Genomic DNA, 23,886 nt, shown 5'->3' on the forward strand with positions numbered 1-23,886 from the left:
TATACTATGGTGTATGATTTCATGAATGCCGTTTACGGAGCGGTTTAGAAGAAAGGAAGAACTTACTTGTTTGGATTTGGATCAAGAGATGTTGGGATTGACCTTGGCACAGCGAATACACTTGTTTTTATAAAAGGAAAAGGAATTGTACTTAGAGAACCTTCAGTTGTGGCGAAAAATACGCATACGGGCGAAATTGTCGCAGTCGGAAGTGCAGCGAAAAATATGATCGGTCGTACACCTGGATCGATTGTTGCGACACGTCCGATGAAAGACGGTGTTATCGCCGATTTTGAAATTACGACAGCAATGATTGAACATTATATGAGAGAAGCGACAAAGGCATCTGGCAGTGCTTGGAAAAAGCCAAATGTCATGGTTTGTGTGCCGTTTGGCATTACATCCGTTGAACAACGTGCTGTAACAGACGCGGCAAAACAAGCGGGTGCGAAAGATGCGTTTACGATTGAAGAACCTTTTGCAGCGGCAATTGGCGCAAATCTGCCAGTTTGGGAACCTACTGGCAGTATGGTCGTCGATATTGGTGGTGGTACAACGGAAGTCGCGGTTATTTCACTTGGTGGAATTGTTACAAGTTCATCGATTCGTGTTGGCGGCGATACAATGGATCATGCCATTATTAGCTATATCCGCAAAACGTACAATTTAACAATTGGTGAGCGTACAGCTGAAGCGATTAAAATCGAAGTTGGCTCTGCAAGAGCATTGGAAAAATCCGAGAAAATGGAAATTCGCGGACGGGACTTGTTGACAGGTCTGCCAAAAACACTTGAAATTGATTCGGCTGAAATTGTCGATGCATTGAAAGAATCGATTGCACAAATTATTGAAGGTGTGAAAAAGACGCTTGAAACAACTCCGCCAGAGTTATCATCCGACGTCATGGAACGCGGAATTGTCTTAACAGGCGGTGGCGCGTTGCTGCGTAATTTAGACAAAGTCATATCAGACGAAACAAATATGCCTGTCTTTATCGCGGAAGATCCACTTGACTGTGTAGCAATTGGAACAGGTAAAGCACTCGACAATATAGATGTTATTCGCAAAATGCAAGCAAAATAATGAGGGGGCGCACAGGCAATGCCGCGATTTTTTTCAAATAAACGATTGATCTTACTGCTCGTGAGCATTATCGTGCTTGTGGCATTAATTTCATTCTCCCTGAAGGATCGGCAACATGCCAGCCTACCGGAACAACTAGTCAAGGATGTCGTCGGCTTTGGACAATCGCTGTTCTCAAAGCCGGCACATTACATAACGAATGTCATCGGGAACATTGATGGGGTATTGAATACATATGAGGAAAACAAGCAGTTAAAAGCGAGATTAAGTGAGTACGCGGCGACACAAGCGGAAGTCATCGATTTGCGATCAGAAAATGAGCGTTTACTCAACATTGTCAAGAAGGAAGATGATTTACGGGCTTATGATTCTGTGCAAGCAACCGTTATTTCACGGAATCCTGACCAGTGGGAACAAAAACTCATTATTGATCGGGGGGAAGTGCATGGGATTGAAAAAAATATGGCCGTCATTACATCCAATGGACTCATCGGAAAGGTCGTTTTGGTGACGCCGTTAACGTCTACGGTTGAGCTTTTAACAACGGAAAATCGGAACTTTCGCGTTGCGGCGGTTGTGGCAGGTACAAAAGTTTTTGGCCTGATTGAAGGGTACGACCATGAGCGGAGTGAATTGATCATGAAACGGATCGATTCGCGGCTCGATGTCAAAGAAGGGCAAAAGGTAATTTCTTCAGGTCTTGGCGGTATTTTTCCGAAAGGTCTCTTGATCGGCGAAATTACGGAAGTGTCGACAGATGATTATGGGCTGACAAAACTTGCGTATATTCGTCCTGCGGCAGACTTTTCGATGCTTGATCATGTCATTGTGACAAGACGGAACGTGACGACTGATCCGAATGGAACGGACGCTGGCATCTCAGATAAAGACACGAAGGGGGAGGATGGATCATGATCCGATTCGTCGTCCCTCTTATTGCTGTTTTATTATTTTTCTTGGAGCCTGTCTTTAGTCTTTTTTCGCCGATTGAATTGGGAGATATTCGATATACGCTTGTTCCGCGATTTGTGATGATTTATTTGATTTTCATTACAGCCTACTATAGCCGTGAGCGTGCAATCGTTTACGGAATCATACTCGGACTCTTGTATGATATGTTTCACATTGATATTATTGGTTTATACGCATTCCTATATCCGTTAATTTGTTTTATCGCATCATTGATCATTCGCGAAGTGCATCGTCATATTGTAACGGTGATGTTCTTGTCTTTATCAATGATCATTTTGCTGGAATTATTTTCATTTTTCTTCGCAAGCCTAATTGCTTTGACATCGATTCATTTGGATGAGTTTATCGTGACAAGGCTTGTGCCAACAATGGTTGCCAACTCCATTTTTATCATAATGTTTGGCTGGTTATTTAAAAATGTAATTTACAAAAGGGTACTTCTTAAACGTGGTGATATTTTGTGAATTGAGGAAATCGCGGGGGGACGCAAATGGTGAAGCAACAATATGTGACAATCAAAGGGACGAAGGATGGACTTGTTCTTCGCCTGGATGATAAATGTTCCTACACAGAAATGATTGCGGAACTTCGGAAAAAAGTGCAGGAAGATGGCTTAGATGGAATGGAGGAGGTTGCTGTCCAAGTCCATACAGGAAATCGTTATTGTAATGAAGATGAAGTGAAGGAGATTATTTGCGTAATTCACGAATCTCCGAATTTACGTGTGTCGAAAGTTCAGAGCGATGTCATCACGTCGGAAGAATGTAACCGGAAAATCGTAGAACAACAATCAGAAACGTATGTCGGTATAATTCGATCAGGACAAGTCGTGGAGGCAGAAGGCGATTTGGTCGTGATTGGCGACGTGAACCCAAATGGCCGCGTCGTTGCAGCCGGCAGCATATATATTTTAGGCAGACTCAAAGGATTTGCCCATGCAGGCGCGAAAGGTAATACGGATGCAGTGATCGCGGCATCATGGCTGGAGGCAACACATTTAATGATTGCGGACAAACTTGAGATCATGACGGATGAGCTCACCATTTTGTCGGAGCAACCGGAAATGGAATGTGCGTATTTGCATGCGAATGGCTTCATTGCGATTGACCGTCTGCAGGAACTTCGGATACTCCGTCCGAATCTGTCTACATTTAAAGGGGGAAGCTGAGTTGGGTGAAGCAATTGTGATAACATCTGGTAAAGGCGGTGTCGGTAAGACGACGACATCCGCAAACCTTGGAACTGCATTGGCCCTACAAGGCAAGAAAGTGTGTCTGATTGACACCGACATCGGTCTTCGAAACCTTGACGTCATTCTTGGACTTGAAAATAGAATTATCTATGATTTAGTCGATGTCATCGAAGGTCGCTGTAAAGTGCATCAAGCACTTGTGAAAGATAAACGTTTTGATGAAGGACTCTTTTTATTGCCCGCTGCTCAAACGACGGACAAAAACGCCGTAACCCCGGAGCAAATGAAAGAACTGATTACTGAATTGAAACGTGATTACGACTATGTATTAATTGATTGCCCTGCGGGAATTGAGCAAGGTTATAAAAATGCAATTGCCGGTGCGGATCGTGCCATTGTTGTCACGACACCAGAAATTTCGGCGGTACGTGACGCGGATCGCATTATCGGTTTGTTAGAACAAGAATCGATTGAACCGCCAAAATTGATTATTAACCGGATTAAAAGCCAACTGATGTCATCGGGAGATGCGCTGGATGTAAACGACATTACCACGCATTTATCGATCGATTTACTAGGAATCGTGCTGGATGACGAAAACGTGATTTCAGCTTCTAATAAAGGAGAACCCGTCGTCATGGACCCGGCCAATCCCGCTGCAATTGGATACCGTAATATTGCACGCAGAATTTTAGGAGAATCCGTACCGCTTATGTCACTAGAGTCGAGTAAGCAAGGATTTTTCGGGAAGTTAAAAGCAATTTTTGCGAGGTAACCAAATCCCCAACATGTTTTTTGTGTTGGGGATTTTTTATAAAAGTGTGCTCGTAATTTTGTGATCGCACTTATGAACTAGGCGATGATAGTCACTCGATTTTTCAATAGTTTAATATTCCCCGTGTCCCATTCATATACTGACAAAAACGGGTGGTGGTGCACGGGTGAAATGGAGGACGAAGTGGGTGCTGGCAATTCTGTTGGCACTTGCTGTTTTCGGTGTTGCAAAGCTTGAGGATACGGGCATTTTACTGAAACCTGTGTCACAATACGTGACGACAGGTGAAGATTTTATCGAAATGAAAAAGTGGGTAGCTTCGATGTTAAAAGATGCGACCCCGCGGACAATCGCTGTAACGGGGGAAATTCCAGACGAAACAGGACCGCTCATTGCGGCGTATGAATCGATGCAGCCCTACAAAGATGGTGTCATCGTATCGTACACAGATCCGTTGCCGATTGCAGCGCAAGGGAATGGCCTTGTTATTTTCACAGGTTTCACACGGGAATCAGGCAAGACGATCACCGTCATGTACGATGATGGGGATGAAGTGACGTATGGGTTTGTTGGCACATTTTCTAAACTTCCTTATACAGCTGTGAAAGAAGGGGACACGCTGGCATTATTGGAAGAGGGAACGATGTATTTGATGGTGAAGCGTAATGGCGTTAAGCTAGATGCTTCGCTCATGCCGACGTATTTATCGGGCGGCAATACATCGCTCGTTGAATGATGAAGTTTCGCATTCACCCTGTCTTGCTTCCAGTTTTTATTGGCCTTGCATTTACAGGCGGGTTATCGCTCTATGCGATTTTGTTTACTTCACTTCTATTTCATGAGTTTGGCCATTTGCTAGCTGCAAAGTTTGTCGGCATGACAGTTAGGTCTTGTACAATCATGCCGTATGGCGGAGAAATACAGATCAAGGACCGTCATTTAGCAACTACACCAGCTAGGCTTGCCGTCGCACTCGGAGGTCCGACTGCGACAGCTTTGCTTTTATGTGCAGCGCTTCTTTTTAAATTCCCCGCAAGCGAAGAAGTCATTCGGATCCAAATGGCGTTATTAGCTGTCAACTTGCTGCCGATTTTACCACTTGACGGCGGCCAAGTGCTTAGCGCTTTAACGAGGATCGGCGGAGAAGGGGTAAGAATGCGCACGGTGTTAATTGTGCATTCGATTTGTTTCCTTTTTGCTGCGATTCTTATATTGTCTGCTGGTTTGCCAAAAACCCTTCCATATATCCTTCTTGCACTTTTTCTTCTTATTCAAAATATCTCGGTTTTTCGTTTTCGAAAATATGAAGCGGCTTATTTAAATTTAAAACTGAAAAGGTTGACGTGAAGCATTATCCATGGTAATATTCAAATGTTATTGTTTGTAGCACCCGTGCTACAACCGCGCTGATCAGGTACAAGCATCCTTATGGATCACCTGTGAAGGCGAGTCTGAGTCTAATGAGGAGGTGCAAGTATGTACGCAATTATCGAAACTGGTGGTAAACAAATCAAAGTCGAACAAGGCCAAGAAATCTACATTGAAAAAGTAGTTGGTGAAGCTGAAGAAACAGTTACATTCGACAAAGTTCTATTCGTTGGTGGAGAAGACGTGAAAGTTGGCGCTCCATTCGTGGAAGGTGCTTCTGTAACGGGTAAAATCGTTAAACAAGGCCGCGCTAAGAAAATCACTGTATTCAAATACAAGCCGAAAAAGAACTACCACAAAAAGCAAGGTCATCGTCAGCCTTACACAAAAGTTGTCATCGAAGGCATCAATCTGTAAGCTGATATGATTAAAGTCATTATCAATAAACAGTCCAACGGCCGCATCACTTCTTTTGAAATGACAGGCCATGCCGATTATGCGGAACATGGAAAAGATCTTGTCTGTGCGGGCGCATCAGCAGTATCATTTGGTGCTGTCAATGCGATCATTGCCCTCGCAGGAATGACCCCTGACATCCAACAAGGAACAGACGGCGGTTATTTAAAGGTTAGTATTCCTGAATCCGATAACGATTATGACGCACAATTAATCGTACAGGCAATGATTGTTTCTTTGCAGACGATTGAAAAAGATTATGGGCAACATATAAAAATCATCCTCAAATAGTAGGAGGTGGCACACATGCTACGTTTAGATCTCCAGTTTTTCGCATCGAAAAAAGGGGTAGGTTCGACACGAAACGGTCGTGACTCTGAAGCGAAACGTCTTGGCGCAAAGCGTGCGGACGGACAATTCGTAACAGGCGGATCCATCCTTTATCGTCAACGCGGAACAAAAATTCACCCAGGTGAAAACGTTGGCCGCGGCGGAGACGATACACTTTTCGCAAAAGTTGACGGTGTAGTACGTTTTGAACGTCTAGGCCGTAACAAAAAGAAAGTTAGCGTATATCCAGAAGCTCAAGAAGCATAATATACGAAAAAAAGGACTGCACACAATATTTGCAGTCCTTTTTATTTTGAGGTTTTTTGACGAGAAATGTTATACTGATAGTCAAGGGAATTGTCAAATTGGAATAATGTTGAAATTGTGGGGAAAGGGGATAGACTTGCATCCTTCACGTCTGAAATTCCAACAAGTCTTACACACAGTATGGAAATGAAAAAGCTAACAATTAAAGAGGCATTGAAATATGCACGTCATGATTTTTTGAATGAATTGCAATTAGTATTATTGAATCTAGACCTGGATCAAAAAGAAGCAGCCAGAACAAATATACTTCGAATTACTGAACGAATGCGCGAAGAAGCCGTGCTCGATAAGCTCGGTCTTCCCGCTGTAGAGACTTGGATTCATACGTTCGTTTGGCTGCATCCGACATTTTCAAAAACAGTAACAACGGAAATTGAGCGTGGGGTCAGAAAGTCGAATGATGTGGATGTGGCATCTTATTTGGATAAGCTGTTTCAAGAGATCGAACGATGGATTGACCCTTTAAGTGATTATGAAGTAAATATTAGCGTTTATGCATCACAAACGAGCTGGTCTTTACGCTTTACGATTCAAGGTGATTTTCGGCGAAAGCTCGAACTGCCGGAGCCGATGGGTGATTTTGAGGTCACAGCAACTGATTCAGAAAATCAATGGACGTTCACCATTCGTGGACAATAGGAGGAAATTACATGTTTGTCGATCACGTTAAAATTTATGTTAAAGGCGGTGACGGTGGCGATGGAATGGTAGCATTCCGTCGGGAGAAATACATTGCATATGGCGGACCGGCCGGCGGTGATGGCGGGAAAGGCGGAGATGTCGTCTTTATCGTTGACGAGGGCTTGCGCACGTTGATGGATTTCCGTTATCAACGTCATTTTAAAGCACCGCGCGGAGAGCACGGTATGAGTAAAAATAAGCATGGGAAAGGCGCAGAAGATTTAGTTGTTAAAGTGCCGCCTGGAACTGTTGTGAAAGATTTGGAATCGGACCATGTCATTGCAGATCTCGTTGAACATGGCCAAAAAGCCGTCATTGCGAAAGGTGGACGTGGAGGGCGTGGAAATAGCCGATTTGCGACGCCGCAAAATCCTGCGCCGGAGCTTTCCGAAAAGGGAGAGCCAGGTCTTGAACGGGAAGTAACCCTTGAGTTGAAAGTGTTGGCAGATGCTGGTTTAGTTGGATTTCCAAGTGTCGGCAAATCGACGTTATTGTCTGTCGTCTCTGCTGCCAAACCGAAAATTGCTGATTATCATTTTACAACGCTCGTACCCAATTTGGGGATGGTTGAAACGGAAGACGGTCGTGCATTTGTCATGGCTGATTTACCGGGGTTAATCGAAGGGGCGCACGAGGGGATTGGGCTTGGTCATCAGTTTTTACGTCATATCGAACGGACACGCGTCATTATTCATGTCATTGATATGTCCGGAATGGAAGGAAGAGATCCTTTCGAAGATTATGAAACGATTAATGAGGAATTGGAAAAATACAATTTACGTTTAACGGAACGTCCGCAAATTATCGTTGCGAATAAAATGGACATGCCGAATGCGGAAGAGAATTTACAAGCATTTAAAGAAAAGTTAAATGATGAACAGGCACAAATCTTCCCAATTTCGGCCGTTACGCGACAAGGACTGGATCCACTGTTATTTGCAGTGATGGACTTATTGGAAACGACGCCAGAGTTCCCGCTTTACGAAATTGAAGAAGATGAAGAAGAGCATGCAGTGCTTTATAAACATGAAGCAGAAGAAGCAAACTTTAGAATTACGCGGGATGACGATGGTGCATTTGTGTTATCTGGCTATGCGCTTGAACGATTGTTTAAAATGACAGACTTCAACTTTGACCAATCGGTTCGTAAATTCGCAAGGCAGCTTCGCGGAATGGGTGTCGATGATGCACTGCGAGCGCGTGGTGCACAAGACGGCGACATCGTTCGTATTATGGACTTTGAATTTGAATTCCTAGAATAAGAAATAGAGATAAAGCGAAGTGTTCTTGGGAGGGGGAAATCACTTGAAACAGCTTGGTGAAGGCCAGTTTTACCTTGTGAGAGAAGATGTGTTAACGGAATCGATGCAAAAAATGTTGGAAGCGAAAAGGCTTTTAGCGAGCGGGGAAGAGTCGACGATTCAAGATGCGACGAAGCGGGTGGGATTGTCTCGAAGCGCATTTTACAAATACCGAGATACAGTATTTCCTTTTGAATCGATTGCTCGCGAACGTGTGTTGACGATTTTTATTCAGCTTGAAGATCGAAAGGGATCGCTCGCGACGTTGCTACAAATTGTTTCAAATGCAAAATGCAACGTCCTGACGATCCACCAAACGATTCCTGTTCAAGCACGTGCAAATATTACACTATCGCTAGACGTGACAGAAATGCCCATTAAAATGGAGGAGTTGCTCCAACGGTTAAAAGCACCTGATTTTGTCGATTCGGTTACGTTAATTAGTTCCGGAGCCATTTAGTACATATAGGAGGAAATGGGGAAATGAAAGAAAAAACGTTCGTACCAACTGTTGCATTTTTGGGGCCAGATGCATCATTTACACATGTGGCGGCCAGTTCTTTTTTCGGCGCGGAAGGATTAGTGCCGCACGCGACGATTCCGGATTGTATTGAAGCGGTAGCCGCAGGGCACGTGGCGTATGCACTTGTTCCGCTAGAAAACGCGCTGGAAGGATCCGTGCCGCTAACGATCGACTATTTGTTCCACGGCAGTGAATTGTTCATTAACGCGGAAATTAATATTCCGATTGAACAGCATTTGCTGGTCAATAAAAAACAAGCCAACTCGCTCGATCAATTGAAATCGATTAATTCTCATCCGCATGCACTCGCACAATGCCATAAGTTTTTGCAATATAATTACCGCCGCGTTCCATTAATTCAAACAACTTCGACAGCTGCGGCGGCAAAATATATTGCGGAACATCCCGATGAGCAAATTGCGGCGATTGCCAACAGGCTATCAGCGGAAAAGTATGATTTACATATTGCAGAAGAAAATATTCATGATTTTCACTTTAACCACACACGTTTTGTCGTTTTGTCTTTGCGGAAAGAATACATTGCGCAAAAAGGTCACTCTGATTTCAAGAAAACGACGCTCATGGTGAAACAGCCGGAAGATGATCGATCCGGTATGTTGCATAAAATTTTATCTGTTTTTGCGTGGCGTGGACTCAACTTAAGCAAAATCGAATCAAGACCCATGAAAACTGGCCTTGGCAATTACTTCTTCATTATCGACGTGAATGAATCTGAAGATCACCCAATGATGAAAGGCGCTTTGGAAGAGCTTAGTGCGTTAGATTGTACAGTTCAATCATTTGGTTCTTATTATTTCTATAATGAAAACCCATCACATATCTAAAATCGTGATGGGTTTTTTTGAACAATAAAATTGTTTTGGAAACCAATATCACACGCATTCTTCATCGAATCGAATTAGGCAGCAATTGAATATTGCCACTTCTATCTTAATATACATAGTTAGAGAGGACATTCCGTTTGTAGCACAAAGACGGGCGTCCGTTCATACGATGGATTGATGGAAGGGGGAAATTTTTAAGTGGAAGTCCACATTGTTGTTAAAGGGGATACGCTGTGGAAGATTGCGCGCCAATACGGCATTCCGTTTGATGAATTAAAACGGGTAAATGCGCATCTTGCCAATCCCGACTATATTGTTCCTGGGATGAAAATCTTTTTGCCTGCACATGGTGGGAAGAAGCCGGAAAAACATAAGCATCCCGTAAAACAGCATCACGAGAAGCATCATGAAAAGAAACCACATCATGAGAAAAAGCATGAGCGTCCACCGGTGAAAAAAGAACAGGTGAAGCCGACTAAAACAGAAGCGCCGCCGGTTCCACCGGTTCCGCAACCTGCACCGCAACCGGAGTTTGAAATGCCGTCAATGCCAATCCCAATTCCGTTTCCGTTCCCACAGGCGCCAGCACCTGCACCGGAAGTAGCGCCGGAAGCGACGACACCGATTCCACCGCCGGCCCAACCGACGCCGATGCCGCCGCAGATGCCAATGCCACCGCAAATGCCAATGCCGCAAATGCCGATGTACCAGGCGCCGCCTTATGTACAGCCAATTTTTGGAGTTCCATGCGGTTGGATGCCGATTTACGATGCCGACTGCCATCCGTTCATGCATGCCGGACAAATTCAAGCAATGCAAGTACCACAAATGACAGAAGCGCCTGAAGTTATGGCGGGAACAGAGGAAGCTGCACCGCTGTTAGCTCCGGAACAGCCAATAGAGGAAGCGGTTATGGAGGAAATGGAAGAAGCAGCGATGCCATCTCCAGAACCAGCACCGATGCCGCAGCCACTGCCATATCCGATGCCAGGGGGCTGGCAATTGATCGAATCACCTGGAATTGCTGAGGAACCTGAGGTAGCAGCAGAGGGAGAAATGGAAGGGTTTGATGAGCTGGAGGAGTTTGGCGGCCTTCCGTTTTCACCTGGAATGGGGTATGTTCCACAGCAAGTAGCGCCAGCAGGCCAATTTAATCCATGTATGCCGCTCCCAAGTTATTCCCATGGATTTGATTATGGCTGTGGCTGTGGCGGCGGTCAACCGCAACCGCGAATGATGCCGCTTTATATTGGTTACCCATGTGGCTGTCCACCTCACCCACACCATCAAATGATGCCCGCACCGTACCCTGGTTTTGACTGGTACGGGGCCTATTGATCGGCATATGGTGCTGGAGGGGAAATTTGAGAAGATAAAAGAAAACGTCTGGAAAATGGAGAAAGAGGGTTCATATTTTTCCGTCAAGGGATACCATTCTATCTCAACGGCGAAGAAAGTGCGTTTTATCCATAACGCATTGGAATCTGTATCTTTTCCGCACATCGTACCGATCGAGATCGAAGATGATCCCCTTATGATTGTTCAACCATGGCTTGATGGTGCAAAGGCTGTGAACTTTAAAAAACGAATCGACCGTATCGATTCATTGGCAGCCTTGCATGCCTTGCACAAAACAACTGCACAAATTGATTGGCATGCATCCGTTTTTTTACATCCTTATCCCATTCTTGAAAAGTGGAAAGATCGGATTGCTAGATTCAAAGGGATTAAAAAAGCATGTAGCGCTTATCTCGAGGAAAGCCAGATTGACGAAATTCTTTATTATGCCGAAAATGCACTTTCACATATTAAAAAGGTGTATAGAAATGTATTAGATGGAACGCTTTTACATGGGGATGTTGTCCACCATAATATTTTGCGTGATCCAAATGGGATGATCCGCTTTATCGATTTTGACTTAGCTTGTACGGGACCGCCCGGAACTGAGCTTGCACTATGGATTCACCGTGTGTTGCCGCAGATCGGATATGATGTGAATTTTTTATTTGACGAACAGCCATCATTACAAAAATTAGATGAAGCATCGTTATCCCTTCTGCTTTTTCCAAATGAGGTCATTCGAGAATGGCTCCATTTATTTACACTTTCTCCTCAGTCAAGGGAAAGGCAAGCGAAGCAGTTGACCCTATTTACAGATTCCGCTCTCTCACATTGGCCGAAATTATGGTATGATGTAGAACGGATAAAAAATTAGGGGGTTTCTTTATGGCAGGACATTCCAAGTGGAAAAATATACAGCACCGCAAAGGCGCGCAAGATGCGAAACGTGGAAAGATCTTTCAAAAGATGTCGAGAGAAATTTACGTTGCCGCTAAATCGGGCGGTCCCGATCCGGAGACGAATCCAACGCTGCGTCTTGCCTTAGAAAAAGCAAAAAGTGCAAATGTGCCGAATGATGTCATTAAAAGAGCAATCGATAAAGCGACTGGCGCTGGCTCAGATGAAAATTACGAAGAAATTATCTACGAAGGATATGGTCCTGGAGGGGTCGCGGTTCTCGTCTATTGTTTAACAGAAAACCGTAACCGCACGGCGCCAAATGTCCGCGTAGCATTTAATAAAAACGGCGGGAACTTAGGTGAAAGTGGTTCCGTTAGTTATATGTTTGATCGTAAAGGTCGTTTGTTCATTGAACGGACAGCCGAGACAGACGAGGATGCTGTCATGATGGCGGCTCTTGAAGCAGGGGCGGAGGACATTATGTCTTCTGAAGAAGGCTTTGAAATTATTACGCAGCCATCCGATTTCTTATCTGTGAAAGAGGCATTAGAAGCTGAAGGCATTGCATTTATTTCCGCTGAAGTGGAAATGATTCCGTCTATGTACACGGCGCTCGCCGAAGAGAATGTCGAAAAGTTTGAGAAAATGCTTGACATGCTTGAGGATGACGACGACGTACAAAACGTTTTCCACAATGCGGAAGAGTAAAACGGATATCTGTTCGAGCGAAGATGGGTTTGATATCTTCGTTTGAACAGATTTTTTAGTGAAACGACATATGACTAATGTACAACTTGTTGTACAATAGAAATATGCATCTATGCGAAAATGACTCACGAGAGGAAGTTCGTTTTGCTTGAAACATTGCTCATTAATGCTTTATTTTTAATTTTCCCGATCATGATCTACTTAATTTTCATAGAAGATCATAAAAATCAATTTAATCATATCGTTGTCTTTTTTTCAGTTATCTCAATGGTACTGTGCATGCTTTTTCCAGTCAAATTAGAGGTTGGTTATATCGTAGATTTGCGCTATATTCCGTTTGCGGTTCTTGCTTTATACGGCGGTTATAAAAAGGTGTTTCCACTTTATATTGTGCTAAATGTGGTTCGTTTTTTTATTGGTGGAGATGGTGTCATCGAGTCTTTTCTTTACTCGACAGTTTTTTTTCTGATCGTTCCGCTGCTCAGTAAAAAATTCAATCGTATGGGGCCAAAACAGCGTGTTGTCGCCGCTACGTCAATTGCGGTGTTAAATGTTTGTATTTACTTGTCGCAAGTTTTCTATCTGTATAAAGGGAAATTACATATTTTTCGCTGGCTTGCGATCGACTCCATTTTAACGACGGCTACAGGGATGCTCTTTGTCGTTCTTCTTTGTGAGAAAATCCGGTCGAATATAGAAAGCCGAAAGATGTACGTACATTCAGAAAAACTTGAAGTACTTAGTGAGTTGTCCGCAAGTATCGCCCACGAAATACGAAATCCGCTGACCGTTACGAATGGCTTCTTACAGCTGTTAAAAGGTTCCAAGTCTCTTTCCCCTGAGGAAAAGGCCTATATTGATTATTCATTGGACGAGCTACAGCGTGCGGAATCGATCGTAAGTGACTTTCTTGCGTATTCAAAGCCGCAATCCATCCATATGGTTACAGGCGATTTTAAAGAGGATATCGAATACGTGGGAAATATTATGAAGCCTTACGCGAATACACATCGGGTTAAGATTCAGACACGATTTTCAAACACTTTGCAAAAGGATTACGATCAAAACCAACTTCGTCAATGTTTACTAAACCTATACAAAAATGGGATTGAAGCGATGAAAGAGACAGGCGGTATTTTATCGATCGATGTATTCGAACGGAAAAAACAAATTATTATTCAAATAGGGGATACAGGCATCGGCATGACAGAGGAAGAAATTGAACAATTAGGGGATCCGTACTATTCGACGAAAAAAGAAGGTACGGGTCTTGGCATGCTAATGGTGTATAGTATCGTGCATAGTTTAAAAGGAAAAATTGATGTGAAAAGTAAAAAAGGTAAAGGAACAACTTTTCGATTGATCATACCGGTTTAAGTGGGGGTTGTCCCAAAATGAAGATCCAGGCACCATCGAGCGCTAAAGATAGTATCGTGATTGAACAGTGATACTATGTTTTGACAGTGTTTAGCGGTGCCAGGCACTTCTGGGACAATCCTTTTTAATTTGATTAGACAAATAGATAGAAAGTGCGTTCGTATGCTATAATCACTTAAGGCATAGGAGGAGAAGTAGCTGTGTACGATTACATAAAAGGTTTAGTTACGCGTGTGACGCCTGAATATATTACGTTGGAGCAGGGGGGCGTCGGCTGGCAAATTTTGACGCCTAATCCATATGCGTTTCATAAAACAGAAGAAGTTCAACAAGTGTTTACTTATTTACATGTTCGAGATGATGCACAAATGCTTCTCGGATTTAAAACGTTAGAGCAGCGAGAGTTATTTAAAAAACTTATTACCGTTTCGGGCATTGGACCAAAAGGAGCGCTGGCGATTTTAGCAAATGGCATACCGGCGCAAGTCGTCAGTGCCATCGAACGTGAAGATGAAGGTTTTCTTGTACAATTTCCAGGCGTTGGAAAAAAGACAGCGCGTCAAATGATTTTAGATTTAAAAGGGAAGCTGCATGATTTATTTAGCGAAATTGAAATGCCGGATGAAGAAGTGACGTTATTAACACTCGTTGAAAACGATGCGCTCGACGAAGCGATCTTGGCACTCCAAGCACTCGGCTATTCACAGCGGGAACTAAACAAAGTGAAGCCAAAGTTGGAAAAAGAAGAGCACGACACAGAAGGCTATATGAAATTGGCTTTACGATTATTATTAAAGCAAAAATAAGTTTGTAAACAAATGAATGGCGAATAGGCAGGCTGACAGTTTATGATAAAAGCTAGTTTGAACTGCTAGTGTGAGAAAGGATGGCGGACGGTGTGGAACGAGTCCTATCAGGAGAAGTGTCACAATTTGATGAACGATTCGAGCAGTCATTAAGACCGCAGTTTCTCCATCAGTATATTGGGCAAGAAAAGGTAAAGGACAATTTGAGTATTTTTATTGAGGCAGCGAAAGGGCGAAGTGAAAGCTTAGATCATGTTTTGCTGTATGGACCGCCTGGCCTTGGGAAAACAACGCTTGCCACCGTCATTGCCAATGAGATGGATGTTAATGTACGAATGACAAGCGGGCCTGCGATTGAACGGGCTGGAGACCTTGCGGCAGTCGTATCTTCACTTGAACCAGGCGATGTTTTGTTCATCGATGAAATTCACCGTTTAAACCGCGCGATTGAGGAAGTGCTGTATCCAGCCATGGAAGATTTTTGTCTCGATATTATTGTCGGTACGGGACCATCTGCACGCTCCATTCGTCTCGACTTACCGCCATTTACACTGATTGGCGCGACGACGCGCGCAGGATCATTGTCCGCACCGCTCCGAGACCGCTTTGGGGTTCCGCTTCGTCTAGAATATTACGATGTCAATCCTTTAACTGAAATTGTCATTCGAAGTGCAGGATTGTTTGATGTGGAAATCGATGAGCAAGCGGCCGGGGAAATTGCGCGCCGTTCACGAGGAACACCGCGAATTGCCAATCGGCTTTTACGGCGAGTGCGCGATTTTGCGCAAGTGAAAGGGAATGGCCAGATTACGGCGGGTATTGCTGCGGAAGCACTTGAACTGTTGCAAGTGGACTCTCATGGGCTCGACTACATTGACCATAAGCTATTAACGGGCATGATCGAACGTTTTCGCGGGGGGCCGGTTGGTATCGACACAATTGCAGCAAGTATTGGGGAAGAGTCGGTAACGATTGAAGATGTCTATGAGCCATACTTACTGCAAATCGGTTTTCTTCAGCGGACACCGCGGGGGCGTATTGCCACAAGGATGGCCTACGAACATTTCGGTTATAATTATCCGGAAGAGTGATTTATTTAATTTAATAAAGGGAGTTTATTTTAAAATATGGATGTAAATGAATTTGATTTTGAATTGCCAGATCACCTCATTGCCCAAACGCCGCTCAAAGATCGTACAGCGAGCCGCTTGATGGTGCTTGATAAAGAAACGGGTGAAATCCGGCATCATCAATTTAAAGCGCTCATAGACGAATTGGAAGCGGGAGATCTTCTCGTTTTAAATGACACGAGAGTGCTGCCTGCACGGTTAATGGGTGTAAAAGAAGATACGGGTGCCGCAATTGAAGTATTATTATTAAAAGAATTGGATATCGACGAGTGGGAAACACTTGTGAAACCGGCGAAAAGGGTAAAGGTTGGCACAGTTGTTACATTCGGCGATGGCCGATTGAAAGCGGAATGCACGGGCATTCTCGAACAAGGCGGCCGCACGTTTAAATTCTCTTATGATGGGATATTTTATGAAGTGCTGGACGCGCTTGGGACCATGCCGCTTCCGCCCTATATTAGTGAGACGCTTGACGATCAGGAGCGGTACCAAACTGTGTTTGCCAAAGAACGCGGCTCGGCAGCAGCGCCGACAGCGGGACTTCATTTTACGGATGAATACTTGCAGCAAATAAAAGAAAAAGGTATCGACCTTGCATTCATCACATTGCATGTAGGGCTTGGCACATTCCGTCCGGTGAGCGTCGATACGATCGAAAATCATACGATGCATGCCGAATATTATCAGGTAAGCGAAGCGACAGCGGAGTCGATCAACAACACAAAAGCACGGGGGGGCCGTGTCATTGCGGTCGGTACGACTTCCGCGAGAACACTTGAAACGATCGCTTCGGCAAACGATGGGAAAATCATTGCCTCTAGCGGCTGGACTTCAATCTTCATTTACCCAGGCTATCCATTTCGTGTATTGGATGGACTCATTACGAATTTTCATTTACCGAAATCGACGCTCGTTATGCTCGTTTCGGCATTTGCATCGCGAGACAAAGTTCTTGCGGCTTATCATGAGGCAGTGCGGCAAAACTATCGCTTTTTCAGTTTTGGAGATGCGATGTTCATCCGCTCACCGCGTAGGAAGGAATTGTAATTATGGCAGCAATCACATACGAACATATTAAAACATGTAAACAGACCGGGGCTCGGCTGGGCATTGTCCATACGCCGCACGGATCATTTGAAACACCTGCATTTATGCCGGTCGGTACGCAGGCGACGGTGAAAACGATGTCGCCTGAAGAGCTAAAAGCAATGGGCGCAGGTATTATTTTGAGTAACACGTACCATCTATGGCTCCGTCCAGGACATGAGATTATTCAAGAAGCAGGCGGACTGCATAAATTTATGAACTGGGATCGTCCGATTTTAACGGATTCCGGGGGATTCCAAGTATTCTCGTTGAGCGATTTCCGCAAGATCGAAGAAGAAGGCGTTCATTTTAGACATCATTTAAATGGGAGTAAATTGTTTTTAAGCCCAGAAAAAGCGATGGAAATTCAAAATGCACTCGGTCCAGATATTATGATGGCATTTGACGAATGCCCGCCGTTCCCGGCTACTTTCGAGTATATGAAAGCAAGTGTTGAACGGACATCCAGATGGGCTGAGCGTTGTTTAGAAGCGCATGCACGACCAGACGACCAGGCATTATTTGGGATTGTGCAAGGAGGAGAATTTGAAGAGCTCCGTAAGCAAAGTGCGCAAGACTTAATATCTCTTGACTTCCCGGGATACGCAATTGGCGGTCTTTCGGTGGGAGAACCGAAAGACATTATGAATCGTGTGCTTGAATTTACGACGCCATTGTTACCGCAGGACAAGCCGCGTTATTTAATGGGCGTAGGATCGCCGGATTCCCTCATTGATGGAGCGATCCGCGGCATAGATATGTTTGACTGCGTACTACCGACACGCATTGCCCGAAATGGAACATTAATGACGAGCGAAGGGCGACTCGTTGTCCGGAACGCAAAATTCAAAAATGATTACCGTCCGCTCGATGAAAACTGCGATTGCTATACGTGTAAAAACTATAGCCGTGCTTATGTTCATCATTTAATCCGCGCGGAAGAAACGTTCGGCATTCGTTTAACGACGTATCATAATCTTCATTTCTTATTGAATTTAATGGCGCAAGTTCGAGAAGCAATACGTGAAGATCGTTTACTCGATTTCCGCGAGGAGTTTTTTGAGCGTTATGGATTTAATAAACCGAATGCAAAAAACTTTTGAATCTTGTATAATAAAAAACGTGATTGAAAGGGGGATTAATTGAATGGAAAGCATAATGAGTTTACTGCCTTTCATTGCGATGTTCGCAGTGATGTGGTTTCTACTAATTCGACCAGCGCAAAAGAGACAAAAAGCGACGAAACAAATGCAAAGCGAATTGAAGCGCGGAGATAAAGTCATTACGATCGGCGGCATCCATGGAACAATCGATGCAGTTGACGAAACATCTGTATTTTTAAAGGTGTCTGACAGTACGATCATGCAATTCGATCGTCAAGCAGTTGGACGTGTCGTTGAAGTATCATAAGATTGAAGATGTATGAAAAGATGATCGGCGAAGGGATAACATTCCAAATGCCGGTCGTCTTTTTTGTATAGTTCAGTAATGGTTTCGGGCATGCTTTCCTAAAAGGGGGGTGTCTATGCCAGATTTAGTCATCATCGGTTTTCGGACCGTGCTCCTCTATGTGGTCATTTTGGTCATTTTACGGATCATGGGGAAGCGAGAAGTCGGTGAACTTAGCATTATTGACGTTGTTATTTTTGTTATTATGGCAGAAGTTGCTGCCATTTCACTTGATTCACCGGATAAAAAGCTATCGCATGCGATTGTACCGATGATTATTTTATTGTTTATCCAAATATTAACGTCGTTCATATCATTAAAAAGTAAGAAGTTTAGGGATATTGTGGATGGTGATCCAACACTCATTATTAGAGACGGTGTCATTTTGGAGTCTGAAATGCGGAAGCAGCGCTATAATTTAGATGACTTATTTCAACAGCTTCGCGAACAGCAAATTGGTTCCGTATACGAAGTTTCATATGCCTTTTTGGAGCCTTCCGGCAATTTGTCGGTCTTTAAGTATGAAAATGTACAACCTGTTCTTGCTCTCATTTCCGATGGTGTCGTTCAAGAGAGACATTTAAAACTTGTCGGGAAAACAAAAGACTGGCTTGACAAAGAGTTGTCAAGCCATGGCATCTATGATGTGCGGCATGTTTTTTACTGTTCAATTGAAAATGGGGAGTTGAAATTCCAACTAAAAGAGAAGTTTCAATGACGACTTTTCGACAGTTTTTTGAATAGGAAAAAATCGCTTTTCTTTACTTGGCCTGTTAGCATCATAAGAATTAAAAGAAACAATACGGTGATCGAACATTCCATGAATAATCCTTCATCTCCGACTGGCAGAAAAATCGGGCGCATAATGCAAACTAAGATAAATGATAAATAAGGCAGTGCAAACATCCGAAATCCTGTAGCAGTTTCTTTGTTTTTTCGGAGCGTTGCAATATGAAGAAATGATGTGACCAGTACGCCGAAGCCAATGGCCAAAACAGCCCCCGCTTCTTGCAAGCCGGGCTGTGATGCAAGGATAAACATGACGCCCAGCTTCGCAACACCGCCGTAAACGGAGTTCATCATGCCGGCTTTTGCATCTCCAGTTGCTTGTAAAATCGAATAGAGCGGGCTTTGAATATAGTAAAAGAAAAAGACAGGCGCAAGAATTGACATATAAGAGGCACCATCTGTCACATGGAACAGTTTTTCAGCAAGCGCCTGTCCGTGTATGTAGAAAACTGCCGCCGCAAAAGTTCCTGTAATGGCGGATAACCGAAGCGACAAATGAATTCTTTCTTGAAGCTTGCGGACATTTTTCGAAGCAGCTGCAGCACTGACGGCCGGAACGAGTACAACAGACAATGCGTATGGGATGAACGACGGGAATAGCAAGAGTGGAATGAGAACGCCAGAAATGACCCCGTATAGGGAAGTAGCCGCGACTGCCGCAATACCCGACATGCCCAGTGCCCGGATAAAGATGATAGGCTCTAAAAACCATGTGAAAGTTCCGAATAACCGGCTTCCGGATGAAGGAAGGGCAATTTCGAGCAGCGGTTCCATTGGATATCGTTGTTGTTTTTCTTTTTTTTGTGCGACTTGCTTTTTACGCTGACGATACTTGAAAAGTAAATACAATACAGACAAACCTTCAGCAATAAGTGTAATGCCCATTGCATAGGCGGCGTTTATTGCAGTTTGGTCGGACTGAAGTAAATAGGGCAGCATCCAAGTGATGAGTGCGATGCGGCAAGCTTGTTCGATAATTTGTGACCATGCCGTTTCCTCAATACGAGCAATTCCTTGGAAATACCCGCGGATTAACCCGCCGATGGCTGCAATTGGAACAATGGCAATTCCGACATACAAAGTGGTGGAAGAGGCGGCATTGCCAAGCAGCGTTTCCGCTAGATAAGGAACAAAAAGAATAGATGCGGGAATGAAAACAAGGGAAGTTAAAAGCGTGATAAATGTCGCTGTTTTCATCACTGCACCAAGCTTTGCGGATTGCCCTTTTGCATCGAGTTCGGCGATCACTTTCGCAAGTGCAATTGGAACCCCGAGCTGGACGAGCGATAGAAAAAAGATGAACGCTGGATAAGCCGTCATGTAAATACCGACTGCTTCTTCACCCGCAATTCGCATAAATTGAATCCGATAAACAAAACCGAGCAGCTTTGAAAGAAAGACAGCAGCCATTAAGACAACTGTACCTCGCACAAATGACGACAAATCAAACAACTCCTTCTCAATTCCGGACATTTCGTATACACTAAACCTATGCATATGGGCGCGGACTTACGACTCAAGTAGGAAAGGAATGGAGAAGATGGCCATTGAATCTGAAAAAATCTTTACCCATACACTGCCGGCAATTGAAAGTAAAATGAAGGAATTCCATCTTTACGGTTATGAAGCGGTCACGGAAGAGGACATTTGGACGTACTGTATTCGTAAAAAATGGCGGAATAAAAATGTTGAATCGATGCGGATGCATGAAATCGTGAATGGTATTCTTAGCATTTCACCTGCTGAATATATGACATTCAAGCAGATTGAAGAACAGCGGGAGTCCGATTGGTTTTCGGATCTGAATCGCGCAGAATTGGAAACACTGCTTGCTCCGCCAAAATCGGAAAAGAAAAATTAATAGACTCCTATACGCAACTGTTTGACACATAGGAATCCGTGTTTCATAATGAGTAGTGTATTTTTAAATGAATAACGACCACTAGATTTAGCAAATGTTTTTGTACTGAAAGCGAAGCGTCAGCTACAGAAGTCCCTTTCTAGAAGTAGCGGGATGAATGCGAGAATGCATTTAGTTACATATTCGTTTGCGGTACCTTGCATTCAAATTAGAGGGGGAAAAAGGGATTATGAAAAGTAGAGGACGGATTATAGCGTTCCTATTATTGCTCGTCGTTTTTGCAACGACGATTGGAACGACATCCAATCCGATTGTGAAAGATGTAAAGCTTGGACTTGATTTACAAGGCGGTTTTGAAGTTTTATATCAAGTTGAGCCGTTGAAGAAAGACGGAGAATCGAAAGTAACAGAGAGTATGGTGACGGATACGGCCAGTGCTCTCGGACGACGGGTCGATGTGCTCGGTGTAAGTGAACCGATCATTTCAGTCGAGTCAGGGAATCGTATTCGTGTACAGCTTGCCGGTGTAGAAGATCAGGAATCCGCACGTGAATTGCTTTCCACGCAAGCGAACTTAACGTTTAGGGATGCCAATGACAATTTGCTTCTCGATGGCACGGATTTGAAAGAAGGAAAAGCCAAAGCCAATTTTGGCGAAAATGGGAATCCAGTCGTTACGCTGGAAATGAAAGATCCTAATAAGTTTGGCGAAGTGACAACTAAAGTTTCAAGCATGCCGGCACCGGATAATGTACTTGTCATTTGGCTCGACTTTGAAGAAGGCGTCGATTCTTATAAAGAAGAGATGATGAAGCCGAATCCAGCATTTGTATCGGATCCGCGCGTACAATATCCGATCAACTCTTCAAATGTTGAGATCTCAGGTTCTTTTTCCGTTGAAGAAACGAAAAATCTCGCGGGTATTTTAAATGCTGGGGCATTACCTGTTCACTTAGAAGAAATTTATTCAACATCCATCGGTGCTCAGTTCGGTGAACAAGCGTTAAATAAAACAGTATTTGCTGGGACTATCGGTATTGCATTGATTTTCCTCTTCATGCTTGTGTATTACCGCTTACCTGGATTTGTTGCCGTTGTTACACTATCGATCTATATTTATTTAATCTTGCTTGTCTTTACGCTGATTAATGGCGTACTGACATTGCCGGGGATCGCGGCGCTTATGCTCGGAGTCGGTATGGCAGTCGATGCGAATATCCTAACCTATGAGCGAATTCGAGAAGAACTTCGCGTTGGGAAATCGGTGAAGACATCATTCCAAGCAGGGGCGAAACAAGCATTCACGGCTATCTTGGATGCGAATATTACAACGATTCTAGCAGCGGTCGTTCTCTTCATCTTCGGGACAAGCTCTGTTAAAGGGTTTGCATTGATCTTGATTATTAGTATTCTTGTCAGCTTTGTGACAGCTGTATGGGGATCCCGACTGTTGCTTGGCCTCTTGGTAAATAGCGGCAGCCTTGACGGAAAAACAGAACTTTTTGGTATTTCGAAAAAGAAAGTTCATGCTCCTGAAGAAGGATTAGAAACACTTGATCTTACAACGAAATTCGATCGCTTCGATTTTGTCGGTACGCGGAAGAGATTTTATGTGCTGTCGATGATTCTTCTTCTTGCAGGTGCGATTATGCTCGGTGTATTCAAACTGAATCTTGGTATCGATTTCTCGAGTGGTACACGTGTTGAAGTTCTGTCGAACGAACCATTGGTGGAAGCTGATCTTCAACAACAACTAGAAAAAATTGGCCATCCATCCAGTGATATCGTTATTTCTGGCGAGACTAAAAATATTGGTGTTGTCCGGTACAAAGAAGATTTCAATCAGGAAGAAGTCAACAAATTTAAAGCGGATCTTGCTGCGGTTTATGGTGCCGATCCGAATGTATCAACCGTTTCACCTACGGTCGGTAAAGAGCTTGCGAAAAACGCATTTTATGCACTGCTCTATGCAGCCCTTGGCATTCTAGTCTACGTGGCTTTCCGTTTTGAATGGCGCATGGGGGCGGCGACAATTATTGGGCTTATCCATGACGCATTCTTTATGTTGGCTATATTCAGCATCTCGCGTCTTGAAGTAGACATTACATTCATCGCGGCCGTCTTGACGATTGTTGGGTATTCCATCAACGATACGATTGTTACGTTCGACCGAATTAGGGAAAACCTTAATCGCCGCGGCACCATTAAGGATGCAGCGGAACTTGCGGATATTGTCAATAAATCCCTGCGTCAGACATTGGGACGCTCTGTCAATACAGTTCTGACTGTGGTCTTTGTCGTAGTGGCACTTATGCTAATGGGTGCTGAATCCATTCGACCTTTCTCGATTGCACTTCTGATCGGACTAATCGCAGGAACCTATTCTTCGATTTTCATTTCCGCCCAAATTTGGTATGACTTGAAAAAACGAGAAATGAAAAATAAAGGGTCGATTAAAGTCGAGAAAGAGAAAAAGCAATGGGGATCAGACGAACCCGTTGTCTAATGTAGAGTTTTACTTTGAAAATTGAAAAGCAAATCGATGAAAGCACTGTCTGATCTCTCTCATGAAAAGACAGTGCTTTT

At 43.8% G+C, this 23,886-nt stretch carries 27 protein-coding genes and 1 other annotated feature; of the genes, 26 read left to right on the plus strand and 1 reads right to left on the minus strand.

What is annotated here, in order from left to right:
* Window positions 1–66: 66 nt before the first annotated feature.
* From AU377_RS01740 to AU377_RS01855, 24 genes are all read left to right on the plus strand, one after another.
* Complete coding sequence (locus AU377_RS01740; RefSeq protein ID WP_067403184.1) at window positions 67–1,083, plus strand: rod shape-determining protein; 1,017 nt, start codon at window positions 67–69, stop codon at window positions 1,081–1,083.
* An 18-nt stretch (window positions 1,084–1,101) separates the two neighbouring features.
* A complete protein-coding gene (gene mreC, locus AU377_RS01745; protein WP_067403187.1) occupies window positions 1,102–1,998 on the plus strand; it encodes a rod shape-determining protein MreC in 897 nt (298 codons plus the stop codon).
* A complete protein-coding gene (mreD, locus tag AU377_RS01750; protein ID WP_067403190.1) occupies window positions 1,995–2,519 on the plus strand; it encodes a rod shape-determining protein MreD in 525 nt (174 codons plus the stop codon). The genes mreC and mreD overlap by 4 nt, the downstream gene beginning before the upstream one ends.
* 26 nt (window positions 2,520–2,545) lie before the next feature.
* A complete protein-coding gene (minC, locus tag AU377_RS01755; protein ID WP_067403193.1) occupies window positions 2,546–3,223 on the plus strand; it encodes a septum site-determining protein MinC in 678 nt (225 codons plus the stop codon).
* Window position 3,224: 1 nt separating this feature from the next.
* Window positions 3,225–4,022 carry a septum site-determining protein MinD gene (gene minD / locus AU377_RS01760; RefSeq protein WP_067403195.1) on the plus strand — a complete coding sequence of 266 codons (798 nt, stop codon included), beginning with the start codon at window positions 3,225–3,227 and terminating at the stop codon, window positions 4,020–4,022.
* 166 nt (window positions 4,023–4,188) lie between these two features.
* The gene (locus AU377_RS01765; RefSeq protein ID WP_156450350.1) at window positions 4,189–4,758 is read left to right on the plus strand and encodes a hypothetical protein; all 570 of its coding nucleotides are present in this window, start codon (window positions 4,189–4,191) and stop codon (window positions 4,756–4,758) included.
* Window positions 4,755–5,369 (plus strand): site-2 protease family protein, encoded by a 615-nt coding sequence (locus AU377_RS01770; RefSeq protein WP_067403200.1) that lies wholly within the window; start codon window positions 4,755–4,757, stop codon window positions 5,367–5,369. The genes AU377_RS01765 and AU377_RS01770 overlap by 4 nt, the downstream gene beginning before the upstream one ends.
* 42 nt (window positions 5,370–5,411) lie before the next feature.
* Window positions 5,412–5,485 (plus strand) — a sequence feature (ribosomal protein L21 leader region).
* 13 nt (window positions 5,486–5,498) lie between these two features.
* A complete protein-coding gene (rplU, locus tag AU377_RS01775) occupies window positions 5,499–5,807 on the plus strand; it encodes a 50S ribosomal protein L21 (protein ID WP_067403203.1) in 309 nt (102 codons plus the stop codon).
* 6 nt (window positions 5,808–5,813) lie between these two features.
* Window positions 5,814–6,137: a ribosomal-processing cysteine protease Prp gene (locus tag AU377_RS01780; protein ID WP_067403207.1), complete on the plus strand. Its 324-nt coding sequence runs from the start codon at window positions 5,814–5,816 to the stop codon at window positions 6,135–6,137.
* Window positions 6,138–6,152: 15 nt separating this feature from the next.
* Window positions 6,153–6,443, plus strand: coding sequence for a 50S ribosomal protein L27 (gene rpmA, locus AU377_RS01785; RefSeq protein ID WP_067403210.1), 291 nt, complete (start codon window positions 6,153–6,155; stop codon window positions 6,441–6,443).
* Window positions 6,444–6,533: 90 nt separating this feature from the next.
* On the plus strand, window positions 6,534–7,142 hold the full coding sequence (locus AU377_RS01790; protein ID WP_067403213.1) for a Spo0B domain-containing protein: 609 nt from the start codon (window positions 6,534–6,536) through the stop codon (window positions 7,140–7,142).
* Window positions 7,143–7,153: 11 nt separating this feature from the next.
* Entirely contained in the window at window positions 7,154–8,446 is a 1,293-nt protein-coding gene (obgE, locus tag AU377_RS01795; RefSeq protein WP_067403216.1) for a GTPase ObgE, read from the plus strand.
* 43 nt (window positions 8,447–8,489) lie between these two features.
* Window positions 8,490–8,945: an ACT domain-containing protein gene (locus tag AU377_RS01800; protein WP_067403219.1), complete on the plus strand. Its 456-nt coding sequence runs from the start codon at window positions 8,490–8,492 to the stop codon at window positions 8,943–8,945.
* 23 nt (window positions 8,946–8,968) lie between these two features.
* Window positions 8,969–9,853, plus strand: a complete 885-nt coding sequence (pheA, locus tag AU377_RS01805) for a prephenate dehydratase (protein WP_067403224.1) — start codon at window positions 8,969–8,971, stop codon at window positions 9,851–9,853.
* Window positions 9,854–10,051: 198 nt separating this feature from the next.
* Window positions 10,052–11,191: a SafA/ExsA family spore coat assembly protein gene (gene safA, locus AU377_RS15865; RefSeq protein ID WP_067403229.1), complete on the plus strand. Its 1,140-nt coding sequence runs from the start codon at window positions 10,052–10,054 to the stop codon at window positions 11,189–11,191.
* A 55-nt stretch (window positions 11,192–11,246) separates the two neighbouring features.
* Complete coding sequence (locus AU377_RS01815; protein WP_172794004.1) at window positions 11,247–12,068, plus strand: aminoglycoside phosphotransferase family protein; 822 nt, start codon at window positions 11,247–11,249, stop codon at window positions 12,066–12,068.
* A gap of 11 nt (window positions 12,069–12,079) precedes the next feature.
* A complete protein-coding gene (locus tag AU377_RS01820; protein ID WP_067403234.1) occupies window positions 12,080–12,802 on the plus strand; it encodes a YebC/PmpR family DNA-binding transcriptional regulator in 723 nt (240 codons plus the stop codon).
* 144 nt (window positions 12,803–12,946) lie between these two features.
* Window positions 12,947–14,179: an ATP-binding protein gene (locus tag AU377_RS01825; RefSeq protein WP_067403237.1), complete on the plus strand. Its 1,233-nt coding sequence runs from the start codon at window positions 12,947–12,949 to the stop codon at window positions 14,177–14,179.
* Window positions 14,180–14,379: 200 nt separating this feature from the next.
* Entirely contained in the window at window positions 14,380–14,985 is a 606-nt protein-coding gene (gene ruvA / locus AU377_RS01830; RefSeq protein ID WP_067403239.1) for a Holliday junction branch migration protein RuvA, read from the plus strand.
* Window positions 14,986–15,065: 80 nt separating this feature from the next.
* Window positions 15,066–16,076 carry a Holliday junction branch migration DNA helicase RuvB gene (gene ruvB / locus AU377_RS01835; RefSeq protein WP_067403242.1) on the plus strand — a complete coding sequence of 337 codons (1,011 nt, stop codon included), beginning with the start codon at window positions 15,066–15,068 and terminating at the stop codon, window positions 16,074–16,076.
* A 36-nt stretch (window positions 16,077–16,112) separates the two neighbouring features.
* Window positions 16,113–17,162: a tRNA preQ1(34) S-adenosylmethionine ribosyltransferase-isomerase QueA gene (queA, locus tag AU377_RS01840; protein ID WP_067403244.1), complete on the plus strand. Its 1,050-nt coding sequence runs from the start codon at window positions 16,113–16,115 to the stop codon at window positions 17,160–17,162.
* Between the two features lie 2 nt (window positions 17,163–17,164).
* Window positions 17,165–18,304 (plus strand): tRNA guanosine(34) transglycosylase Tgt, encoded by a 1,140-nt coding sequence (gene tgt, locus AU377_RS01845; RefSeq protein ID WP_067403247.1) that lies wholly within the window; start codon window positions 17,165–17,167, stop codon window positions 18,302–18,304.
* Window positions 18,305–18,347: 43 nt separating this feature from the next.
* Window positions 18,348–18,611: a preprotein translocase subunit YajC gene (yajC, locus tag AU377_RS01850; protein WP_067403250.1), complete on the plus strand. Its 264-nt coding sequence runs from the start codon at window positions 18,348–18,350 to the stop codon at window positions 18,609–18,611.
* Window positions 18,612–18,726: 115 nt separating this feature from the next.
* Complete coding sequence (locus AU377_RS01855; protein ID WP_067403255.1) at window positions 18,727–19,368, plus strand: DUF421 domain-containing protein; 642 nt, start codon at window positions 18,727–18,729, stop codon at window positions 19,366–19,368.
* On the opposite strand, the gene AU377_RS01860 is transcribed toward AU377_RS01855, so the two are convergent.
* Window positions 19,362–20,882, minus strand: coding sequence for an oligosaccharide flippase family protein (locus AU377_RS01860; protein WP_067403258.1), 1,521 nt, complete (start codon window positions 20,880–20,882; stop codon window positions 19,362–19,364). The genes AU377_RS01855 and AU377_RS01860 overlap by 7 nt on opposite strands.
* 88 nt (window positions 20,883–20,970) lie before the next feature.
* On the opposite strand from AU377_RS01860, the gene AU377_RS01865 reads away from it, so the two are divergent.
* Window positions 20,971–21,300, plus strand: a complete 330-nt coding sequence (locus tag AU377_RS01865) for a post-transcriptional regulator (RefSeq protein ID WP_253724351.1) — start codon at window positions 20,971–20,973, stop codon at window positions 21,298–21,300.
* 229 nt (window positions 21,301–21,529) lie between these two features.
* Entirely contained in the window at window positions 21,530–23,806 is a 2,277-nt protein-coding gene (gene secDF, locus AU377_RS01870) for a protein translocase subunit SecDF (protein WP_067403266.1), read from the plus strand.
* The last annotated feature ends 80 nt before the right edge of the window (window positions 23,807–23,886 follow it).

The sequence above is a fragment of the Sporosarcina sp. HYO08 genome, from assembly GCF_001563475.1.
Lineage (GTDB): Bacteria > Bacillota > Bacilli > Bacillales_A > Planococcaceae > Sporosarcina.

Excerpts from the sequence above, each read along its gene's own strand:
- ruvB (WP_067403242.1), top strand. The coding sequence starts at position 15,066 with ATGGCGGACGGTGTGGAACGAGTCCTATCAGGAGAAGTGTCACAATTT.
- pheA (WP_067403224.1), top strand. The coding sequence starts at position 8,969 with ATGAAAGAAAAAACGTTCGTACCAACTGTTGCATTTTTGGGGCCAGAT.
- obgE (WP_067403216.1), top strand. The coding sequence starts at position 7,154 with ATGTTTGTCGATCACGTTAAAATTTATGTTAAAGGCGGTGACGGTGGC.
- rpmA (WP_067403210.1), top strand. The coding sequence starts at position 6,153 with ATGCTACGTTTAGATCTCCAGTTTTTCGCATCGAAAAAAGGGGTAGGT.
- AU377_RS01855 (WP_067403255.1), top strand. The coding sequence starts at position 18,727 with ATGCCAGATTTAGTCATCATCGGTTTTCGGACCGTGCTCCTCTATGTG.
- minC (WP_067403193.1), top strand. The coding sequence starts at position 2,546 with ATGGTGAAGCAACAATATGTGACAATCAAAGGGACGAAGGATGGACTT.
- yajC (WP_067403250.1), top strand. The coding sequence starts at position 18,348 with ATGGAAAGCATAATGAGTTTACTGCCTTTCATTGCGATGTTCGCAGTG.
- queA (WP_067403244.1), top strand. The coding sequence starts at position 16,113 with ATGGATGTAAATGAATTTGATTTTGAATTGCCAGATCACCTCATTGCC.
- mreD (WP_067403190.1), top strand. The coding sequence starts at position 1,995 with ATGATCCGATTCGTCGTCCCTCTTATTGCTGTTTTATTATTTTTCTTG.
- AU377_RS01820 (WP_067403234.1), top strand. The coding sequence starts at position 12,080 with ATGGCAGGACATTCCAAGTGGAAAAATATACAGCACCGCAAAGGCGCG.
- tgt (WP_067403247.1), top strand. The coding sequence starts at position 17,165 with ATGGCAGCAATCACATACGAACATATTAAAACATGTAAACAGACCGGG.
- rplU (WP_067403203.1), top strand. The coding sequence starts at position 5,499 with ATGTACGCAATTATCGAAACTGGTGGTAAACAAATCAAAGTCGAACAA.
- mreC (WP_067403187.1), top strand. The coding sequence starts at position 1,102 with ATGCCGCGATTTTTTTCAAATAAACGATTGATCTTACTGCTCGTGAGC.
- AU377_RS01770 (WP_067403200.1), top strand. The coding sequence starts at position 4,755 with ATGATGAAGTTTCGCATTCACCCTGTCTTGCTTCCAGTTTTTATTGGC.
- AU377_RS01865 (WP_253724351.1), top strand. The coding sequence starts at position 20,971 with ATGGAGAAGATGGCCATTGAATCTGAAAAAATCTTTACCCATACACTG.
- AU377_RS01815 (WP_172794004.1), top strand. The coding sequence starts at position 11,247 with ATGGAGAAAGAGGGTTCATATTTTTCCGTCAAGGGATACCATTCTATC.
- secDF (WP_067403266.1), top strand. The coding sequence starts at position 21,530 with ATGAAAAGTAGAGGACGGATTATAGCGTTCCTATTATTGCTCGTCGTT.
- AU377_RS01780 (WP_067403207.1), top strand. The coding sequence starts at position 5,814 with ATGATTAAAGTCATTATCAATAAACAGTCCAACGGCCGCATCACTTCT.